Below are 19,634 nucleotides of genomic sequence, written 5' to 3' on the forward strand. Positions count from 1 at the left end.
TATTGATGGAGTAGACTTGTTAGGCTCCTGCTAACAGAAAAAAACCGTATAGACATCACTCGTCCATACGGTCTTTCATTTGCTGCAATATTTTCTTTTCCAACCGACTTACTTGTACTTGAGATATCGCTAGTCGCTGGGCAACTTCGGTTTGGGTTTGATCTTTATAGTATCTGAGATAGACAATAAGTCTTTCACGTTCATCTAATTCTTCAATGGCTTCTTTTAGTGCAATTTTATCGAACCACCGATGTTCCGAGTTATCTGCTATTTGATCTAGTAAAGTTATAGGGTCTCCATCATTTTCATAGACCGTTTCATGTATGGAAGACGGAGCTCTCGCCGCTTCTTGCGCAAGGACCACTTCCTCGGCAGTTATTTCTAAAAATGTAGCAATTTCATTGACGGTCGGAACCCTTCCATTTCTTTTAGAGAGTTCGTCCTTTGCTTTTCGAATTTTGTTTGCCACTTCTTTTAAGGATCTACTCACTTTTACACTGCCATCGTCACGAATAAAGCGTTGTATCTCGCCAATTATCATCGGAACGGCATAGGTGGAAAATTTTACATCATAGGAAAGATCGAACTTATCGACGGACTTTAATAAGCCGATACAACCTATTTGGAACAAATCATCAGGTTCATAGCCTCTATTCATGAAACGTTGAACAACAGACCATACAAGCCGCATATTTTTTTGGACAATTAAGTCCCTTGCTTCTTGTTCCCCTGATTGACTGCGGTGAATCAATTCTTTTACTTCGTGATCTTTTAAGTATGTTTGTGCTTGGTTTTTGACCTCGACATCCATAGGCTTAGCTCCTTAATTACAAAGCGCTTTGCTCGTAGTTAAATACTTGGTCATACGGATTGAGGTGCCGGTTTCTCTTGATGATTGAATGTCTACATAATCCATGAAGTTTTCCATTATGGTAAACCCCATACCAGAACGCTCGAGCTCAGGCTTAGTAGTATACAATGGCTGTCTAGCTTCCTCTAAGTTTTCAATGCCCTTACCTTTATCTCTAATTGTAATATGGGCAGCTCCCTCTTCTAACTCAACTGAAATATACACAACAGCATCAGGGTCATTTTCATACCCATGGATAATGGCATTTGTAACCGCTTCTGAAACAACTGTTTTAATCTCAGTCAATTCATCCATTGTCGGATCCAATTGCATGATAAATGCCGCTACTGTCACCCTTGCGAATGATTCATTTTGGCTTAGCGCAGAAAACTGCAGGTTCATCACGTTTTTCATTACGCCACCCCCAATTTTTCAAGGGCATTTTGTTCACTTTCCTCTAGACGGATTATTTTAAATAATCCTGACATTTCAAATAAACGCTTCACAGGCGGTGAAATGGAACAAACCACCATTTCGCCTCCATTATTTTTAATTTGTTTATACCTGCCCAAAATTACCCCAAGCCCAGAACTATCCATGAACGATAATTGCTTTAAATTCAAAATAATGTGCGTGATTTGATGCTTTTCAATGATTCCTGATGCTTTCTCTCTCAAGTTTTCAGCAGTATGATGATCCAATTCCCCAGCTAAACGGATACATAGGACATTTTGTTTTACTTCCAATTCAACGGTAAGACTCACTGCACTTTCCTCCTTGTGGAAACTTTGTTCAGTGAGTCAATTTCGATAAAGAAATTCCGATTTCCTGCCTGCAGACAAAACTAGTGGTATTTCGCTAAAATGTATAAGGAATCTGCTCACTCTCATTCAAACCCTTACTCTACTTTAGTGAAACTTCCCATTGAACGCTTGAACAGCTGCCACCAGTTTGCTTCTTTGCTGTCTTGCCCAGCAACCAAATTACTTTGTGAAAGGATTTTCCCGTCTTTCTTCAGTACGATGATTCCAACTTTATCTCCCTTTTTTACGGGAGCTTTTACTTTGTCATCGACTTTAATTTCTTTTACAACATCATCCACATTCTCGCCCTTTTTCGTCAGAATGGAAATAGGTTCACTTGTCACTGCGTCTACTTCCTTTTTGGAACCTTTACTAATATCGACTTTTTCCAAAGCAACATTTCGTTCATACATTGGATGGGTCTTATAATGGCTGAAAGCAAAATCCAACATGTTTGTAATTTGAGCATTTCTGTCCTTTGGTGTTGGTGCCCCAAAAACAACTGCAATTACTCGCATATTATCTTTTTTTGCTGTTGCAGTTAAGCAGTATTTCGCTTCAGAAGTAAAACCTGTTTTTACTCCATCTACTCCTGGATAAAATTTAACTAATTTGTTCGTATTAACTAACCAGAACTTTTTATCTGTGTTTTGACGGAGGTAGTCTTCATATTGACCTGTATATTTAGTTATTTTTTCGTACTTTAACAGCTCTTTCGCCATGACAGCCATATCGTTTGCTGTGCTGTAGTGGTTTTTATCCGGTAAACCTGTTGGATTTTGAAAAAGTGTATTTTCAAGCCCAAGTTCTTTTACTTTTGAATTCATCATTTCAACAAATGCTTCTTCAGATCCGGCAATTCTTTCCGCCATCGCAACAGATGCATCATTTCCGGAAGCAATAGCAATACCCCGAAGCATTTCATCGGTAGTCATTTCTTCTCCTGCCTCGAGGAATATCTGTGAACCTCCCATGGATGCAGCATATTCACTTGTTCTTATTTTTTCATCCCAAGATAGTTTGCCTTTATCGATGGCTTCCATTATTAATAGCATTGTCATTATCTTTGTCATACTCGCTGGTGGTAGCTTTTCGTGTCCATTTTTTTCATATAACACTTGTCCAGTGTCACGTTCAATTAAAATCGCAGATCTTGCATTTTCTGTAAGTTTAATCCCTTTTTCTTCAGCCCCTACAATCGGACTATACGCGGAAAAAGTAAAAGCAATGATTATTATTGCAGCTAAAAACTTTTTCATCATGAGACCTCCAATCATATTCCATACTTCCCATTTTTTCCTATTTGTTTCTTTTTATACGAAAATTTGGAAATGAAAAGAAATTTCCTTCAGCTGCGAGTTTGATTTACAAATATGATTATTATTCACGTCAAAGCCAAAAAAAATAGCAGCCCCACTCTTCTGAGGGACTGCTTTTAATTACTATATTACTCTGAAATAGTATCGTAAACTAGTGGTGGAACAGTTACATCACTATTTACCACTTTGATGCTTTCATATAACGCTTCTTTCACTTTCGTAATATCTTTTTGATTGCTGTGAATAGTTGCTAATGATTCGCCAGCCTCTACTCTCTCACCGATTTTCTTCCTAAGTACGATTCCAACTGCAAGGTCGATTTCAGAATCCTTTGTTGCACGCCCTGCACCTAATAGCATTGCAGCAGTACCAACCGAATCTGCGACGATTTCTGAAACGACTCCAGCTTCTTTCGCTTCTAGCTCTAAAACATATTTCGCTTGTGGTAATTTTTCTGGGTTATCAACAACTGATGCATCTCCACCCTGTGCTTCAAGGAATGTTTTTAACGTATCGATTGCTGCGCCTGAATGAATTACTTCCTCAAGCATGGCACGAGCTTCCTCAAGAGTAGATGCTTTTTCTGCTAATAGAACCATATAACTACCAAGAACTAAGCATAATTCCTCTAAATCTTTTGGCCCTTTTCCACGCAAAGTATCAATTGCTTCTTTAATTTCAAGTGCGTTGCCTATCGCATAACCTAGAGGCTGACTCATATCTGATATAACAGCCATCGTTCTGCGGCCAACATTATTTCCGATATCTACCATTGCTTTTGCAAGTTTCTTCGCTTCATCCAAATCTTTCATGAAAGCTCCGGCGCCAGTTTTCACATCAAGTACTATTGCGTCGGCACCAGCTGCGATTTTTTTACTCATAATGGAGCTAGCAATCAATGGAATGCTATTGACCGTTGCAGTTACATCGCGCAGTGCATAAAGCTTTTTGTCGGCAGGAGTCAGGTTTCCGCTCTGTCCGATGACTGCCACTTTGTTTTTGTTCACATAATCAATAAACTCTTGGTTATCGATTTCGACGTGGAAGCCAGGTACTGATTCTAATTTGTCAATCGTTCCACCAGTGTGGCCGAGACCACGACCACTCATTTTTGCAACTGGTACGCCTACAGCTGCTACAAGTGGGGCAAGAACAAGTGTAGTTGTATCACCTACACCACCAGTACTGTGCTTATCTACTTTAATTCCCTCAATTGCAGAAAGATCAATTGTATCACCAGAGTGGACCATAGCCATGGTGAGATCTGCTCTTTCCTGATCGCTCATTCCTCGGAAGAAGATAGCCATTGCAAAAGCACTCATTTGATAATCTGGAATTGATTCATCTGTGAAGCCTTTAACGATATGTTGTATTTCCTCTGTAGTTAATTCTTTTCCGTCACGTTTCTTTTGAATAAGGTCTACCATTCTCATCCTGAAACACCTCTTCTCGAAATATTAAATTACATGCTTTTCACAATTGTTTTTACAAATTGAAGGAAGTTAGCTTTTACCATTTCTGTTGTCTCCATTACCTCATCATGAGTTAATGGCTGATCAAGTATTCCAGCAGCCATGTTTGAAATACATGAGATTCCTAAAACTTTCATCTCACTATGACGAGCTACAATTACTTCAGGGACTGTCGACATACCTACTGCGTCACCACCTAATGTACGAAGCATTCTTACTTCTGCTGGCGTCTCATAAGATGGACCAGTATTTCCAACATAAACTCCCTCTTGCACTTTAAGTCCGATCTGTGCCGCTACGTCTTTAGCAAGCTTACGAAGTTCTTTACAATACGGTTCAGACATATCTGGAAAACGCGCACCTAATTCATTATTGTTTGGCCCAATCAACGGATTCGTACCCATGTTATTAATGTGGTCCGTTAATATCATAAGGTCGCCAGCTTCAAAACTTTCGTTTACCCCACCAGCAGCATTGGTCACAATTAATTTCTCCACACCTAAATATTTCATTACACGCACTGGAAAAGTTACTTTGTCCATTGCATACCCTTCATAGAAGTGAAAACGACCTTGCATGGCGATTACAGTTTTTCCTTCTAATTCACCAATAACAAGCTGTCCGGCATGGCCTTCTACAGTAGATACAGGAAATTCTGGGATTTCCTGATACGGAATAACCGTAGGATTTTGGATTTCTTCAGCTAATACGCCAAGGCCAGACCCTAAGATGAGCCCAATTTGTGGTGTATTGGATAGTTTTTCCTTGATATAATCTGCTGATTTTTTGATTGCTTCCAAATTCATTTTTATCTCCCCTTAATTTAAGTCTGGTAAAAAGCTTTTTCCGTGCGTTGGCATTTTTATGTTAAAGTTGTCCGCGATTGTCGCACCAATATCTGCAAATGTTTTACGAGTTTCTAACGGTTTGCCTTCTTGATGCTGCGGTGAATATACTAATAACGGAACAAACTCACGAGTATGATCAGTACCAGGGAATGTTGGATCATTCCCATGATCTGCCGTCACGATTAACAAATCTTGATTAGTAAGGTTCGCAATAACTTCAGGGAGTCGTGCATCATATTCCTCTAATGCTTTCCCATACCCTTCTGGATCCCTTCTGTGTCCATAAAGTGCATCGAAATCCACAAGATTTAAAAAGCTAATACCTGTAAAATTCATCTCTGTTGTCTCGACAAGTTTGTCCATGCCATCCATGTTAGATACGGTGCGCATTGATTTTGTAACACCTTCTCCATCGAATATATCAGAGATTTTCCCTATGGAAATAACATCATATCCACTATCTTTTAATTCATTCATAACAGTACGTTCAAATGGTTTTAGTGCATAGTCATGTCGATTAGAGGTACGTTGCCAATTTCCGGCCTCACCTACAAAAGGACGTGCTATGATACGTCCAACCATGTATTTTTCATCGAGAGTAAGTTCACGAGCAATTTTACAAATCTGATAAAGTTCTTCAAGTGGAACAACTTCCTCATGTGCGGCAATTTGAAGGACGGAATCTGCGGATGTATACACAATTAAGGCACCCGTTTCCACATGTTCTTGGCCAAGCTGATCAAGAATTTCGGTTCCGCTAGCAGGAATATTACCAATTACTTTTCTACCTGAACGTTCTTCAAGCTCTTGAATTAGTTCAGCAGGAAATCCTTCTGGAAACACACGGAATGGCGTATCAATCCTTAGCCCCATAATCTCCCAGTGTCCAGTCATGGTGTCTTTTCCGCTTGATGCCTCTTCCATTTTAGTATAAAAAGCAATCGGTTTTTCTGCTTTAGGTACCCCTTTTATATTTTCTATATTACTAAGTCCAAGCTTAGCCATATTTGGCATGTTCAATCCTTTTAGATGATTTGCTATATGCCCTAATGTATCTGCTCCTATGTCACCAAACTTGTCTGCATCTGGAGCCTCACCAATTCCAACAGAATCCATTACAACAAGGAATACTCTTTTATATGTATATGAACTCATCAAACATACCTCCTGCAATTTCGATCTATTTTTACTTTTCGTATTTTCCCCTTTTTCGTTGAGGATAGTCATTCAAGATAGACTTTCACTTGTCAGAAGTCTGACCTCTATTACTAGTATAAACAAGCGCTTTCAAACTTGCAATTATAAATTAGAAAAAGTCCATACTTTAATCAGCAAAAAAAGACTGTTCCACAATTTTTATATGTAAACAGTCTTTTCCATTAGCCAATTATTTTTATGCTCTTGGATGGAATCTAGAATATACATCTTTCATTCTATTTTTTGTTACATGTGTATATATTTGTGTGGTAGATATATCAGCATGTCCAAGCATTTCCTGAACTGCCCTTAAGTCAGCACCGTTTTCCAAGAGGTGCGTAGCAAAGGAATGCCTTAACGTATGAGGAGTTAATTCTTTTTCTATTCCTGCTTCCTTGGTCAACTTTTTGAGAATTTTCCAAAATCCTTGTCTCGATAAACGATTTCCGAGATGATTAAGAAACAGTGCATCCGTAGTTTTCTTCTTTCTTAATTGTGGACGACTTTCTTCTATATATATTTGGATGGCTTCTTGAGCTAATTTTCCTAGAGGAATAATCCGTTCTTTATTTCCTTTTCCGATACAGCGAATAAATCCCATGGCTAAATGAACATCACTTACATTCAGTGAAATCAATTCGGATACTCTTATTCCGGTCGCATACAAAAGCTCCAACATAGCTTTATCCCTTTTCCCGTACATTTTATGAACATCAGGAACTTCCAACAACGCTTGAACTTCTTCCACCGCTAGAACTTGAGGAAGCTTTTGTTCTTGCTTTGGTCGATCGATATGTACTGTTGGATCTTGATTGGTTACCTTTTCCCGAAGCAAAAATTGATGAAAGGAACGGATAGATGCAATGTGGCGTGCGATGGTCTTAGATGACTTTCCATTTTCATTCAAAAATTTCAAGAATTGAAGAATGGTAGTCCTAGAGACTTCATCAAGAGTGTGGATTTCCTCCACATTTTTAATAAAAAGAATATATGATTTCAAATCTCGTTCATAAGAAACCACTGTATTATTCGCCAGGCCTTTTTCTACCATTAAAAAATGAATAAAGTCTTTTAATTGATCACGCAATATTTTCTACTCCCCGTAATGGTAGAAAAACAATAAGCGTTGTAGCCAACCCTCATCTCTTTCTTCCACCATTTTTGTCACTTTAACCGCCGCTCCTTCAGGTTCATCGTAGCGATGGTAATTTTGGTACTCCTGATTTATCCACAAGATTCCATAATAAAATAACACTGTACAGCCTGTAAATAAAATAAATACCTTTATTGTATTATAGCATGAATCCAAAAAATTCTTCATGAGAAACTCCTCCAAACTTGTCTTAGTAAAAGCTATGACAATTTACAGAAGTTTTATACCTGATTTGCAAAGAAAAAACCTTTTCCAACTTTGTTTGGAAAAGGTTTATGTATTCTCACTATCATCATCTTTTTCAGAATCTTGACAACGATGACAAATCCCATGAAATGTCAATCTATGATCTTTTATTTTAAAATTCCAATCTCGTTCAACGATTGCTTCCACATCTTCAAGTAAATCGTCTTGAATTTCGTCCACAGCGCCACACTCTATGCAAACTAAGTGATGATGAAAGTGTTTGGCACCTTCTTGGCGTAAATCATATCGTGATACTCCGTCACCAAAATTAATTTTATCGACAATTTTGAGTTCTGTTAGCAGTTCCAGCGTACGGTATACCGTAGCAAGTCCAATCTCTGGTGATTTTTCTTTAACGAGGAGGTATACATCTTCCGCACTCAAATGATCCTCTTCATGCTCAAGTAACACTCGGACGGTGGATTCCCGCTGAGGAGTAAGCTTGTAGCTTGCAGAATGCAGCAGCTTTTTTATACGATCTATTCTATTTTCCAACTATCGTCCCTCCCTCGCTCTACCACTATATTTTAGCGAATGGGAGAAGAACTGTCAAAGAAAAAATAATCATTATAAATAAGGGGAAGTGAGAAGTGATTTTTTCAATAATTATTATTAACTGATTATTAATCCAATAAAGAAACAACTGATTTCATGAATACAGGGGAAGCGAATGCCTCTATTAGTGAAGCAGCAACAAGCAACATTAGAATCACTCCCATTGCCATACTGTAACGGATAAATTGTTGAAAAAATGGTTCTTGTATCCGTTTAACAAATTGTTGTCTTATCATTTTCAAGGTGAACGCAACTGACAATGCCCCAATAATGATATACGCTGGGATAGAAATCATATTTTGGGGCAGAATCGCCACAAAGGATAATAAAAACCCTTTCCAACTTAATTGGTTTACAAGGAAACCTACAGTAAAGCCCACTACTACCCCTTTTAAAAAGAGCAGTACCAAAATAACAGGGAGTCCAATGATAGAAATTCCTAGTACCCACATTAACAGAACGTATTTTATATTATGAAAATAACTTTGAAAAAATATATCCTTTTGGTTAGCTATGTGTCCTTCTTCGACTTGTCCGAAGAACCGGCTTATATAGACAAACAGATCCTGTTTTTGTGAAAAATTCATACTATTGACGACTATTGCCCCAAAAATTACTCCCATAAAAAATAGCACCACAATAAATAAATACAATGATGAATGCTCTTTTAAATGACCTAGTAAAACGGTGAACCGCGACTGTTTTTTCATCTCTCATTTCCTCCTATCATACACATACTAGATTGTATGATAGAGTCAGAGAAGTATGACTGCTTGAATAAAGAAAAATGAGGAATATATCCATTGCTTTTTAGTTACCCTTAATACTACCGAACTTTCCCCCACCACCTGCCTGAAAGGATAACTTTCCATTCCTGGCAGCAATAATTAAAGAGGCTATCTTTTTTCCAGCTACTTCCTCAAGTTCCGCTTGAGTAGCTTGATGTAAAATCCCCATCTCCGTGCCAAAAACGCTTCTTAATTTTGCCAACGTTTTAGGGCCTACCCCAGGAATAAAATCAAGGGGTACTTGATGAATGTATGGTGGTCTTTTTCTTATATTCTCTGATGTTACGGCACGATTTGACAATTCAATAATCCTGCTTGAAACCCCTTTTACAAACCGGGTATTTCCGCAGTGTAAACAAGTTCGGGAAGTAATATCAAATTGGCCAAAACACTGGTCACAAACAGTTGTAAAATACTTTCCTAGCTTTGGACTTAGCCCAAAATTCGCAATAACTTTCCGTCCTTCTTTTTCCTGTAATGCTAATCGAAATTCCTCAAAACTCGGATCTTTCATTCGTACTTTCTGATATTCACGTGCTATCTTTCCGACTGAATGTGCGTCAGAATTTGAAAGAAAAGAGTATGAATCAAGTTCACTTAACGCATTAGCCATGGAGGTGTCAGCACTTAAGCCCAGTTCGATTCCATCTATTAATGCTGGATCAAATACTTCCGTTAAACTCTTGTTAACCCCTTTCCCATACAAGCTTTTAAATGGGGTAAAAACATGTGCTGGGATAAACAATCCTCTAAGTTCTCTTACTTTCTGTTGGACATTTTTTGCAGATTCATACACACGCTGTGTGGATAGAGTAATATTCTTCATTCTTTTTCCCAACCAGTTCGAGAAATCTATCATTCGTTCAACAGTCGGCATATAACAGAGGACATGAATAAGTCCCTGACAGTTTTCATCGAAGATTTCAATCTCTGCACCTAATATAAGGGTAAGTTCGTTAATACGGACACCGCCACCTTCTAGTTCAGTAATATCACTATTTGCAAGTCCATGACGTAGCTCTATTAACACCTCAGGCACTTGGCAATCAATCACCCCTACCATATCTAGACCCTTTTTGTTTTGTGCCTCATCTAGAACAGCCTCTAATGTCATTTTGTTGGAAGCAGTAATTTTGACTGGCTTACCACTGGTTGTTCTGCCCAAATGAATATGATAATCTGCAAAATAATCCTTCATGTTAGTACCTACTTTCCAAGCAATGTTTTCATTTGCCAGTACTGAACTGCGTATGCAGTCTTTGCATCATAAATATCCTTTTTCTCAATGAGCTCCAACGCTTCCTCTAGTGTTACCTCAAGAAGTTCAACAAATTCGTCTTCGTCTAGTTGATGCTCCTCGGTATCTTTTCTCAACCCTTTAGTAATGAACAAATGCACTAGCTCATCAGCAAATCCTGGTGATGTGTAAAAAGAAATTAATGGTTCAAGCTCATCACAGGTATAGCCTGTCTCTTCCTGAAGCTCTCGCTTTGCCGTCACCATTGCTTTTTCCCCTTTTTCTAGTTTCCCTGCCGGAATTTCAACTAAAATCTTTTCCATCGCTTTTCGGTATTGACGAACCATCACCATTTTGTTTTCATCTGTTATTGCAATAATCGCTACTGCACCAGGATGTTTAATTATTTCACGTTTGCTAGTTTTTCCATTGGGAAGCTCTACATCTTCTAAATATAATTCAATAATTCTGCCTTCAAATAGTTTTTCACTATGTAATGTTTTTTCTTCTAATTGATCCATTGTGAACACTCCTTGTTCTGATATGTCGCAATTCTTCATACATTCTACCATACAATGAGGAGGAGGAGACAAAGTGAAGATTTATGTCCGTCCTAACAATATTGTAATGGTAGGAAAAGCTTGGGAAATCAGAAGCAAATTAAGAGAATTTGCACTTCATCATGTATATGTGACAACTTGTATTAATGCTCTTAAAGAAGAATAAGTGTCATCATTTGTAGCTTGGCCCTACTTTTCGATAAACTATCTAAAAAGGAGGGCTTTTTTTGATACAGAAAAATCGTCTCGGTAATTCAGCTTTGGAAGTAAGTCAGATTGGCTTAGGTTGTATGTCCCTTGGTACAAATGAACATAATGCGAGAGATATTGTTAAACGAGCACTAGAGCTTGGTGTTAATTACTTTGATACCGCTGATTTATATGATTTGGGAGAAAACGAAAAAATAGTAGGAAATGCTTTGAGAGGACAGCGAGACAACGTTATCCTTGCGACAAAAGCGGGTAATCGTTGGATTCCTGGTCAGGATGGCTGGGAGTGGGATCCCTCTAAAAAACATATCCATTCTGCCATAAAGGATAGTTTGCACCGCCTTAAAACGGACTATATTGACCTCTATCAACTACACGGAGGAACAATAGAAGACCCAACTGATGAAACTATTGATGCATTTGAGGAACTAAAAAAAGAAGGATTAATCCGAGAATACGGCATTTCTTCTATTCGTCCAAATGTCATCAAAAGGTTTATCGAAAATTCTTCGATCATATCAGTTATGATGCAATTCAGTATGCTAGATAATCGACCAGAGGAATGGTTGGAGTTATTTCAAACACATAATGTAGGTATCATTGCTCGCGGACCACTAGCAAAAGGATTGCTTTCTGATGAATGGAATGAAAAACTAAAAACGAAGTATGCCGGAAAAGGATACATGGATTATTCTGACAAAGACCTTTCCGAGATCCTCCCGAAATTGAAAGATATAATTGGTGATAGGTCACTGGAAGCTGCTGCATTCCATTACTGTTTATCACAGCCTTCTGTTGCAGCAGTAATACCAGGAGCTAGCTCCATTGAGCAGCTTGAAGCAAATGTACGTGCCATTCAAAAATATGAATTTTCCATAGGTGAGATGAAACAACTACAAGGATTGTTGAAGCAAACTGTTTACAAAGAGCATCGTCAGTAAATATATGTGATTCACACACATTGTCTTCTTCAAAGGGAACAAAGGGGAATTAATCTTTTTCCCTTTTTCTTTTGCTGTTAATAAGCTGATTCACTTTCTCATCAATCATTTGCACAAACTCATTTTTACCTTCTACATAACCATGGGGGTCCTGAAAAAATTTGATAGATAATTCCTCTTTTAATCTGCTGTATTCGAGCGCACGATTAAGATGGGTTCTGAGATAATCTCGAAACAATATATGCCGTTTCACTTCAGGATTCCCTTTTTTATAACAGTGCACATGATGGGTACGGTTATCTCCCCCTTTTTGGAAAAACCGACGATCAGGTATTCCATTTTCCCCTTTTCCAACATACCCCAGATTCGATAACTTTATTTCCATTTCATCGACCTTTTGCAAAGAATGAACTTCTATTAGGATATCAATAACAGGTTTTGCTTTTATTCCAGGTATCGCTGTACTCCCAATATGATGTACAGCTAAAACATTGTCAGTCATAATCTCTTCTAAATGTTTCTTTTCGATATGAAACAACTTTGACCATGTAGGATCATAATCCACTACCCTCATCTTCCTTGACATATTATTTAAAGTTCCGCCAATTTTGATTACTTTCTTCAAATAGCTCAGCAAAAGATTTATTTTTTTCTTTCATCCGCTTCTCTTCCCGTGCTTTTATAGCAGCGTCTTCTTTTATTTTTTGCTCAGCTTCTACTAATTGATTTTTCATAGATTTCAACTTGGAAAATACTTCCCCTTCCAATTGATCTTTTAATGTAAGTTTATCTTCGCACTTTATGTTTTTTTTATTTTTTTTCATAACCATTTTCCCTCCATCATCTATTTTTCTAGTAGTATAGCAAAATCATTCTATTCGAGGAATAAAAATTAATAATTAGTATCGTTGACAAACACATTTTTTAGTCTTTGCATTGAACTGTTGCTCTTCGTTACAGACGCTTCGCTTTCCGCGGGCGGACTGGAAGCCCGCCACTACAATCTACGAATCTTCCCAAAATAAGAATCTTTGTCTACATATTACTATAAGCAAGATGATTTTTTTTTGTACTATTAATTTTATGATATAAGTTATCACTTTATAATAATTATAAAAAAGTATTGATTTTTCTTTGAGAAATGTTATTATTAAAAACGTATTATTAATCTACTAATTTCTGAGGTGAAGAAGTTGAATATGAAAGGTAAGCAATTAACCACGAGCTGGGGAGCTCCTGTCGGAGATAATCAACATTCCATTACTGCTGGATCTAGAGGTCCTACACTAATCCAGGATGTACATTTACTTGAAAAACTAGCTCATTTTAACCGAGAGCGTGTTCCAGAACGCGTTGTACATGCTAAAGGTGCAGGTGCACATGGTTATTTTGAAGTAACGAATGATGTGACTGCATATACAAAAGCAGATTTTTTATCAGAGGTTGGCAAAAAAACTCCTCTCTTTGTTCGCTTCTCTACAGTTGCCGGTGAGAATGGATCAGCGGATTCAGTTCGTGATCCAAGAGGGTTTGCCATTAAATTTTATACAGAAGAAGGAAACTATGATCTTGTAGGAAACAATACACCTGTATTCTTCATACGTGATGCCATCAAGTTCCCAGATTTTATTCATACACAAAAGCGCCACCCAAGAACACACTTAAAGGATCCGATTGCTGTTTGGGATTTCTGGTCCCTTTCACCTGAATCACTTCATCAAGTAACCATTTTGATGTCTGATCGAGGAATACCAGCTACATACCGTCACATGCACGGATTTGGAAGTCACACTTTTAAATGGGTTAACAACGATGGCGATGGAGTATGGATTAAATACCATTTTAAAACGGAACAAGGAATAAAAAATCTATCCGAAGAAGTTGGAACGAAGATTGCAGGGGAAAATCCAGACCATCATACACAAGACCTATTCCATGCCATTGAGAAAGGTGACTATCCTGCTTGGAAGTTATATGTGCAAATCATGCCTTTGGAAGATGCTAATACTTACCGATTTGATCCGTTCGACGTTACAAAAGTATGGTCCCAAAAGGACTACCCATTAATTGAGGTTGGTCGTATGGTCCTTAATAGAAACCCGGAAAACTATTTCGCGGAAGTGGAACAAGCAACATTCTCCCCTGGTACATTAGTGCCTGGAATTGATGTTTCACCAGACAAAATGCTACAAGGACGTTTGTTTGCTTATCATGATGCTCACCGTTATCGCGTTGGTGCTAATCACCAGGCACTACCCATTAACCGTGCAAAAAATGAAGTGCACAATTATCAACGTGATGGACAAATGCGCTTTGACAACAATGGCGGGGCTTCTATTTATTACGAGCCAAATAGCTTCCAAGGTCCAACTGAATCACCTGAAAACAAGCAAGCTCCGTACACTGTCTCTGGTGTAGCAAATAGTGTGGGATACGATCATCAAGACCACTACACACAAGCAGGTGACCTATATCGCTTGTTGAGTGAAGAGGAACGCATCAGACTAGTCAAGAATATTGTGGATGCAATGTCACCTGTTGAGAATGATGAAATCAAGTTGCGACAGATCGGTCATTTCTACAGGGCGGATTCTGAATATGGCACACGAATTGCTGAAGGATTAGGCTTTCAAGTACCCCAAAAAGCTTAAGATACTCTAAATATTGAACATAACTAATTCTCGATTATTCTCACTTCTGTCAAAAGCAGCAGGTACTCTTACAAGTATCTGCTGCAAATATAAGAAAGGGTGTTTATAAAATGATAACTCAGAAATGTAAAATATGTGATAAGCCACAAAAAACGTTGAAGCATACGGTTTTATGTGGTTGTGGAGTTAGGATACAAAGAAAAAAATAGCAAAAAAGTGCCTAATATGAATCGAGCACTTTTTTCTTTTCATTTTAATCAAAGAAAGCCTGTGGATACTTTACAATTCCTTCAGCATCCTCTAATACTCTCGTTTTTTAACTCTAAAGCCAAAAAGCAAACGGAGCTCGAATACCCCAATTGGAAGCAACTTTAAACCGATAATAGTCTGGGTGTCTAAGGATAATAATGGAAGTAAAATCCATAGCTTTAGCAATTTTTATTGCTTTGCTTATCAATTCTTGACCTATCCCCTCTTCTGATTAAAAGGTAATACCGAAACTGGAGCAAGCGCATGAGATTCAATTTCTTTTTTTCTTGTATAACGATCTTCCTTAATAAGATATGCCCAATCACGTTATTTGCCTTTACAGCCACTAGTGACAACCCACGTATATACCCTGTTGAATTTCGCAGTTTAGCTACTAAATGCTGCTCCTTTTCGCTAAATTCCATCTTTTTAAATGCTGACTCCATTCCTTTTTCGGTATGAGATAAACATTTTTGTTCTCCTGTCTTATTATTTCTGTCACCAAACACACTCCTACCAATTAGTGAAACGATCTCCAAAATACTCCTCTTTTATCTATAATATTATCTATCTCTTTAAAAGGAATTTCAAAGGTAGGGAAGCCAGCTGCATACGGTGCAATTTCGTACGGGCTAAAATAAAGGAAAAGCGCGTCATTTGACACGTAAAATGGCTGATTTGCGGTTATGCCTTTGTAGGCATCCGGAAAATAATTCGCTGGATTCTCCGAAATTTGTTTTCCAACTATCTCACTAAGTACCTTTACATAATCACTGTTTGGCTTAAACAAATTCTTCAATTGGTAGTTTTGACCGGTTTTTATATCAATTGGCACCATGATTTTAGTGGGCATACCATGGGCCGCACCGAATGGATAGTGGTAGCCATCAAGTTCTAAAATGATCAAGTTCTTTTGGAAAAACTGTACGGAAAAATCACCTGTATATTGATAATCTAATTGTTTATCATTTGGTATGGGAATTATTTGCGACTGAACCTTAAGGTAGTCATTTACCTTCGTTTCAGCCTGTTTATTAGCTATTCCCTGCATTTGTGGATAGTACACTAAATAATCCATATTTGGACGATACTTTTCCTCCAAGACAGACGCATTCCTTGTCAATGGAATCTTTGTATTCTGAGTCCAAATCAGTTTTCCATTTTTATCATAATAGGATAACCGTTGATCTACAAATGCCTTAATAAGTTGCCCTTCCATGGTAAGTGTTCCTACTCCATCTACAATGGGCAAATCTTTTACTTGACGACCATTATTATCAATAAAAAATGTCTGTACTCCCTTTGTGACTGAGCTATATCCCCGTTGGAAATTAGAGACATTTCCAAAAACAAACTCACTTAATAATTGTCCAGTGGAAGCATCCGCAATGGCATAAATTGATCCTACATATGGTTCATTAGGATTGATTGCCTTCCCCACAGCTACCCGGTTTGCCCCAATTATTAGAATATCGTTATAATTTGGAGGGATAACGAATTTTCCTGTTCTATCTATTAATCCATATTCATTTTTATAATCTGAGGATAGGTTGACTACTGCTCTTCCGCCTTGAAAAGGTAAGGCCATCCCAAACTGTGGTGCAATCACAATTTGTCCTGTTTCATTTACATATCCTGCTTTATCCTGAAGTGTTTTTTTAAATGAAATTAACCCTTCACTCAGTCCATTCATTTGTTGAAAAGGATACGTTTGCAAAAGAGCTCCCGTTGAATCCAACAATGCGTATTGCCCTTCATTAACCTGTACTAACCCTTTACCAGTTTTAAAATCAAATGCATATTGATACTTTGCCGGAATGGCCACTCTCCCATTTATATCTAAATAACCATAAAGCAAGACACCATTCTTTTTTTCTTGAAAAACCGCTCGTCCCCCCTGATACGGGCTAATAAAAGAATAGGTTTTTTCCGTTAATACCTTCCCCTTTTCGTTTATTACAACCGAACCACCCTCATTTAACATTGCGATGGCACGTCCCTCTGTAAAAGGAAAGATAGAGCTGTAAATAGGCTTTACAACAAATTTGCCTGATTGGTTTATTACACCAGTACCTCCTTTACTAACAATTGCAAGACCATTTTGCTGAAAGTCACCTGCGTTATCAAAAGTTGGCTTTAAGACAAACTTTCCATTCGCATCAATATATCCCCATTTTGTTCCCTCCTTTGTTTTTACTTCCGCAGGAAACAATCTTGCTCTTACAACCCAACCAAACATAAAAAAATCACCCCGTCAGTTTTTCATATCTTATGGAAAACTAACAGGGTAGGTGATTGCCCCTAGCTCAAGAACTCGTAAATCTAAATAGTTGAAGTGAGTTTATTTTGTTTTTTTGTCAGGAACTTCTTCAAGAAATGAACGAATCCAAATAATTGATCCAGATAAATTCAACCTGTTTCTATTGCCAGGCTAAAATATTCCTATTCTATTTTTTTTGCTACTGTTTGCAAGAATGCGATCGTATCATCTGGTCGAATATGTGCTATGCTTACCTTCTTCTTCACACCAAATATGTATTCAACTGCTAAAGGTCTTTGAAAAACAATCTCAATTGAAGGCTTCTCTTTTTCAAAATCTGCCACTACTCCATCGAATCTATCTCTTTTATCTAAGTTGCTCCTATCTTCTAGATCCTTGTAAGGATGAATACTTTTAATATCCTTAAACGGAATAGCTATTTTTTTAGTCATTCCTACCCTTAAATAAAGATGGTCTCGTTCTATTTTAAAAGGAAATAAACGAATAGCCTGTATTTCTGCCAAAATAAATTACTGTATAAATGTTAACAACAAGCACTATATAGGCAACTTTTTCATTCAAAGTATGCAAAAAAAAGTGAATTCCTGCTGTCTCTAAAATAATTGCATGGATAAGCATAATTTGAATCGCTATGTAACTGGATTTTTTATGAAAAGAATAAGTAGAAATTTGATCATTCGAACAACTCTTATTCTTCCATGAAAAAAAAGCGTAATATATCATACTTACATGAGTAGCTAATATTGTGAAAATGGAAGACCCCATACCATTTTCTTTAAGCGCTATATCGAGCCTTTCTTGAAGAAATGAAATGGAGATTTGGTGATTTTTGAGGGAATGATTAATAGCTATTATTTTCTTAATCAATTGATATAAAATAAGTAATACCAAAGAGGCAAAAGAGATTCTCCCTGCAAAGCCTAACAGCGAAGTAAAAGCATAGTTCACTAACATTTCAGCAGGAATGATTAAATACAGGGCACTAAGCCCCACGAGTACAATGAAGGGAAAAGCAGAGAATTTCTTATTAGACAAGTAGAAAATAAGTATCGGTACAATTACCATTAAATCTATCAAACTCCCCCATATTATCTCTTTAGGTAATGGAGGTATTGCTTCTAAACGATATATGATGTAATTAAATAATAATATTATTCCAATAATCACAGAACCATTAAGCTTATTTAAGCCCATTTTCATTATTTTATTTCCCCTCCAACTAATGATTTCATAGATTTATTAATGGTGGAAATATACATAATCTTTTTTGATTGCATAATATCAATAGGCGTAACATCACCTGTCACTAGATCCTCTACTAAATCAATACCAATATGTTGAAATGCTTTATCAATTATCTCAGAGCATATGTATTTGTCTTGCTCATGTATAATAATGTTCCAACGAAAATATTTTTTCATGCAAAGTGATAGTAGTCGCCACCAATCATATCCTTTTGAAGTTGCAACCTTTTTGTGTAAAAATAGCAATAGCTTCTTTTGTTGATTGTCCGTTAGTCGTTTTTTTAAACGATATAATTTATATTCCTCATAGGGATTTTGTATTATCTCCATTTTTCTATGTAAATCCACTTCACATATTTTTTCATGATCCACAGCGATTGTAACATGTGTATATGGTGATTTTAGAAAAAAACGAATGAATGGACTAACATAGCAATTACCCTTAACAAAGAGCAAGTCACCTAATTCCATTTTCATAATCTTCCTCCGATTCATTAACTTTATAAGTAAATATACCTAGTTTATTGATTTAATTATATACCATATGTATCGTGTGTTGGTGGTGAATAATATTTTTTTCAGTAATAATACTACTTTTTACCTGATTAGTATTTTTCACCATCAAACTATCAATTATGGAAACATAATATACAACGTTTTATAATGAATACAGGAGTAGATAGAAAGGAAGTTATTATATGAATAAAAGCGAAATGGAAAAAGCAATTATTGAAAACTATCAAAAAGAAGAAAACATGATGATTCTTGTTTTCGCACAATGGTGTATTAATCATGGTCTGGATCCGAAAACTCTGTACAAAAAAGCATATCCAAACCAGTTGAACAATCCAGCACTTGTTCAGGCACTTGAGTTGACAGTATCAAGAGAAGAAGCTGGCGATATCCCTGATCAAACGGTTCTTGGCGTTTTATCAATGTTCGGTAATGATGATTTGGCTTTTGTTGTGACTGAAGCTATAGACAAACGGAATACAAACTAAATACCAAAAGGGTATGTGCCACATATGCA

Annotated in this window: 24 protein-coding genes; 4 read left to right on the forward strand and 20 right to left on the reverse strand. The window is 37.2% G+C overall.

Features of this window, described 5'->3' with window-relative positions; translation table 11 throughout:
- Positions 1-55: 55 nt before the first annotated feature.
- The 13 genes from sigF to LRP81_RS15755 all read right to left on the reverse strand — a co-directional run bounded on the left by sigF (position 56) and on the right by LRP81_RS15755 (position 10,989).
- Positions 56-811 (reverse strand): RNA polymerase sporulation sigma factor SigF, encoded by a 756-nt coding sequence (sigF, locus tag LRP81_RS15695; protein WP_230502741.1) that lies wholly within the window; start codon positions 809-811, stop codon positions 56-58.
- A gap of 12 nt (positions 812-823) precedes the next feature.
- Complete coding sequence (gene spoIIAB / locus LRP81_RS15700; protein WP_230502744.1) at positions 824-1,264, reverse strand: anti-sigma F factor; 441 nt, start codon at positions 1,262-1,264, stop codon at positions 824-826.
- Positions 1,264-1,614: an anti-sigma F factor antagonist gene (gene spoIIAA / locus LRP81_RS15705; protein WP_230502746.1), complete on the reverse strand. Its 351-nt coding sequence runs from the start codon at positions 1,612-1,614 to the stop codon at positions 1,264-1,266. Before spoIIAA ends, spoIIAB begins: the two co-directional genes overlap by 1 nt.
- A gap of 134 nt (positions 1,615-1,748) precedes the next feature.
- Positions 1,749-2,912, reverse strand: a complete 1,164-nt coding sequence (locus LRP81_RS15710) for a D-alanyl-D-alanine carboxypeptidase family protein (RefSeq protein ID WP_230502748.1) — start codon at positions 2,910-2,912, stop codon at positions 1,749-1,751.
- Positions 2,913-3,100: 188 nt separating this feature from the next.
- Positions 3,101-4,405: a pyrimidine-nucleoside phosphorylase gene (locus tag LRP81_RS15715; RefSeq protein ID WP_230502750.1), complete on the reverse strand. Its 1,305-nt coding sequence runs from the start codon at positions 4,403-4,405 to the stop codon at positions 3,101-3,103.
- A 29-nt stretch (positions 4,406-4,434) separates the two neighbouring features.
- Complete coding sequence (locus LRP81_RS15720) at positions 4,435-5,250, reverse strand: purine-nucleoside phosphorylase (RefSeq protein WP_230502752.1); 816 nt, start codon at positions 5,248-5,250, stop codon at positions 4,435-4,437.
- Positions 5,251-5,262: 12 nt separating this feature from the next.
- Positions 5,263-6,447, reverse strand: a complete 1,185-nt coding sequence (deoB, locus tag LRP81_RS15725; RefSeq protein ID WP_230502754.1) for a phosphopentomutase — start codon at positions 6,445-6,447, stop codon at positions 5,263-5,265.
- 238 nt (positions 6,448-6,685) lie between these two features.
- Positions 6,686-7,576, reverse strand: a complete 891-nt coding sequence (gene xerD, locus LRP81_RS15730; protein ID WP_230502756.1) for a site-specific tyrosine recombinase XerD — start codon at positions 7,574-7,576, stop codon at positions 6,686-6,688.
- 6 nt (positions 7,577-7,582) lie between these two features.
- Positions 7,583-7,810, reverse strand: a complete 228-nt coding sequence (locus LRP81_RS15735) for a YqzK family protein (protein WP_230502758.1) — start codon at positions 7,808-7,810, stop codon at positions 7,583-7,585.
- A gap of 105 nt (positions 7,811-7,915) precedes the next feature.
- Positions 7,916-8,383, reverse strand: coding sequence for a ferric iron uptake transcriptional regulator (gene fur, locus LRP81_RS15740; RefSeq protein WP_230502760.1), 468 nt, complete (start codon positions 8,381-8,383; stop codon positions 7,916-7,918).
- A 128-nt stretch (positions 8,384-8,511) separates the two neighbouring features.
- Positions 8,512-9,153 carry a stage II sporulation protein M gene (spoIIM, locus tag LRP81_RS15745; RefSeq protein WP_230502762.1) on the reverse strand — a complete coding sequence of 214 codons (642 nt, stop codon included), beginning with the start codon at positions 9,151-9,153 and terminating at the stop codon, positions 8,512-8,514.
- 100 nt (positions 9,154-9,253) lie between these two features.
- Positions 9,254-10,429 (reverse strand): endonuclease Q family protein, encoded by a 1,176-nt coding sequence (locus LRP81_RS15750; protein WP_230502764.1) that lies wholly within the window; start codon positions 10,427-10,429, stop codon positions 9,254-9,256.
- Positions 10,430-10,437: 8 nt separating this feature from the next.
- Positions 10,438-10,989, reverse strand: coding sequence for an NUDIX hydrolase (locus LRP81_RS15755; protein ID WP_230502766.1), 552 nt, complete (start codon positions 10,987-10,989; stop codon positions 10,438-10,440).
- A gap of 73 nt (positions 10,990-11,062) precedes the next feature.
- Between LRP81_RS15755 and mciZ the strand changes: the two genes are divergently transcribed.
- Positions 11,063-11,194 carry a Z-ring formation inhibitor MciZ gene (mciZ, locus tag LRP81_RS15760; protein WP_230502768.1) on the forward strand — a complete coding sequence of 44 codons (132 nt, stop codon included), beginning with the start codon at positions 11,063-11,065 and terminating at the stop codon, positions 11,192-11,194.
- Positions 11,195-11,258: 64 nt separating this feature from the next.
- Complete coding sequence (locus tag LRP81_RS15765) at positions 11,259-12,179, forward strand: aldo/keto reductase (RefSeq protein WP_230502819.1); 921 nt, start codon at positions 11,259-11,261, stop codon at positions 12,177-12,179.
- Positions 12,180-12,228: 49 nt separating this feature from the next.
- On the opposite strand, the gene LRP81_RS15770 is transcribed toward LRP81_RS15765, so the two are convergent.
- Both LRP81_RS15770 and LRP81_RS15775 read right to left on the reverse strand, forming a co-directional pair.
- Entirely contained in the window at positions 12,229-12,765 is a 537-nt protein-coding gene (locus LRP81_RS15770) for a GrpB family protein (RefSeq protein ID WP_230502770.1), read from the reverse strand.
- A gap of 1 nt (position 12,766) precedes the next feature.
- The gene (locus LRP81_RS15775; protein WP_230502772.1) at positions 12,767-13,003 is read right to left on the reverse strand and encodes a YqkE family protein; all 237 of its coding nucleotides are present in this window, start codon (positions 13,001-13,003) and stop codon (positions 12,767-12,769) included.
- Between the two features lie 375 nt (positions 13,004-13,378).
- Between LRP81_RS15775 and katA the strand changes: the two genes are divergently transcribed.
- A complete protein-coding gene (gene katA / locus LRP81_RS15780) occupies positions 13,379-14,830 on the forward strand; it encodes a catalase KatA (protein ID WP_230502774.1) in 1,452 nt (483 codons plus the stop codon).
- A 428-nt stretch (positions 14,831-15,258) separates the two neighbouring features.
- Here the strand turns inward: katA and LRP81_RS15785 are convergent, their stop codons facing one another.
- The 5 genes from LRP81_RS15785 to LRP81_RS15805 all read right to left on the reverse strand — a co-directional run bounded on the left by LRP81_RS15785 (position 15,259) and on the right by LRP81_RS15805 (position 19,081).
- Positions 15,259-15,618 (reverse strand): hypothetical protein, encoded by a 360-nt coding sequence (locus tag LRP81_RS15785; RefSeq protein ID WP_230502776.1) that lies wholly within the window; start codon positions 15,616-15,618, stop codon positions 15,259-15,261.
- Positions 15,600-17,318 carry a WG repeat-containing protein gene (locus tag LRP81_RS15790; protein WP_230502778.1) on the reverse strand — a complete coding sequence of 573 codons (1,719 nt, stop codon included), beginning with the start codon at positions 17,316-17,318 and terminating at the stop codon, positions 15,600-15,602. Before LRP81_RS15790 ends, LRP81_RS15785 begins: the two co-directional genes overlap by 19 nt.
- Before the next feature lie 203 nt (positions 17,319-17,521).
- Entirely contained in the window at positions 17,522-17,791 is a 270-nt protein-coding gene (locus LRP81_RS15795; RefSeq protein ID WP_230502780.1) for a hypothetical protein, read from the reverse strand.
- A gap of 34 nt (positions 17,792-17,825) precedes the next feature.
- A complete protein-coding gene (locus LRP81_RS15800) occupies positions 17,826-18,560 on the reverse strand; it encodes a hypothetical protein (protein ID WP_230502782.1) in 735 nt (244 codons plus the stop codon).
- Positions 18,560-19,081, reverse strand: coding sequence for a hypothetical protein (locus tag LRP81_RS15805; protein WP_230502784.1), 522 nt, complete (start codon positions 19,079-19,081; stop codon positions 18,560-18,562). Before LRP81_RS15805 ends, LRP81_RS15800 begins: the two co-directional genes overlap by 1 nt.
- 221 nt (positions 19,082-19,302) lie before the next feature.
- On the opposite strand from LRP81_RS15805, the gene LRP81_RS15810 reads away from it, so the two are divergent.
- The gene (locus tag LRP81_RS15810) at positions 19,303-19,605 is read left to right on the forward strand and encodes a hypothetical protein (RefSeq protein ID WP_230502786.1); all 303 of its coding nucleotides are present in this window, start codon (positions 19,303-19,305) and stop codon (positions 19,603-19,605) included.
- Positions 19,606-19,634 lie beyond the last annotated feature (29 nt).

It is taken from the genome of Sutcliffiella rhizosphaerae (genome assembly GCF_917563925.1).
GTDB lineage: Bacteria > Bacillota > Bacilli > Bacillales > Bacillaceae_I > Sutcliffiella_A > Sutcliffiella_A rhizosphaerae.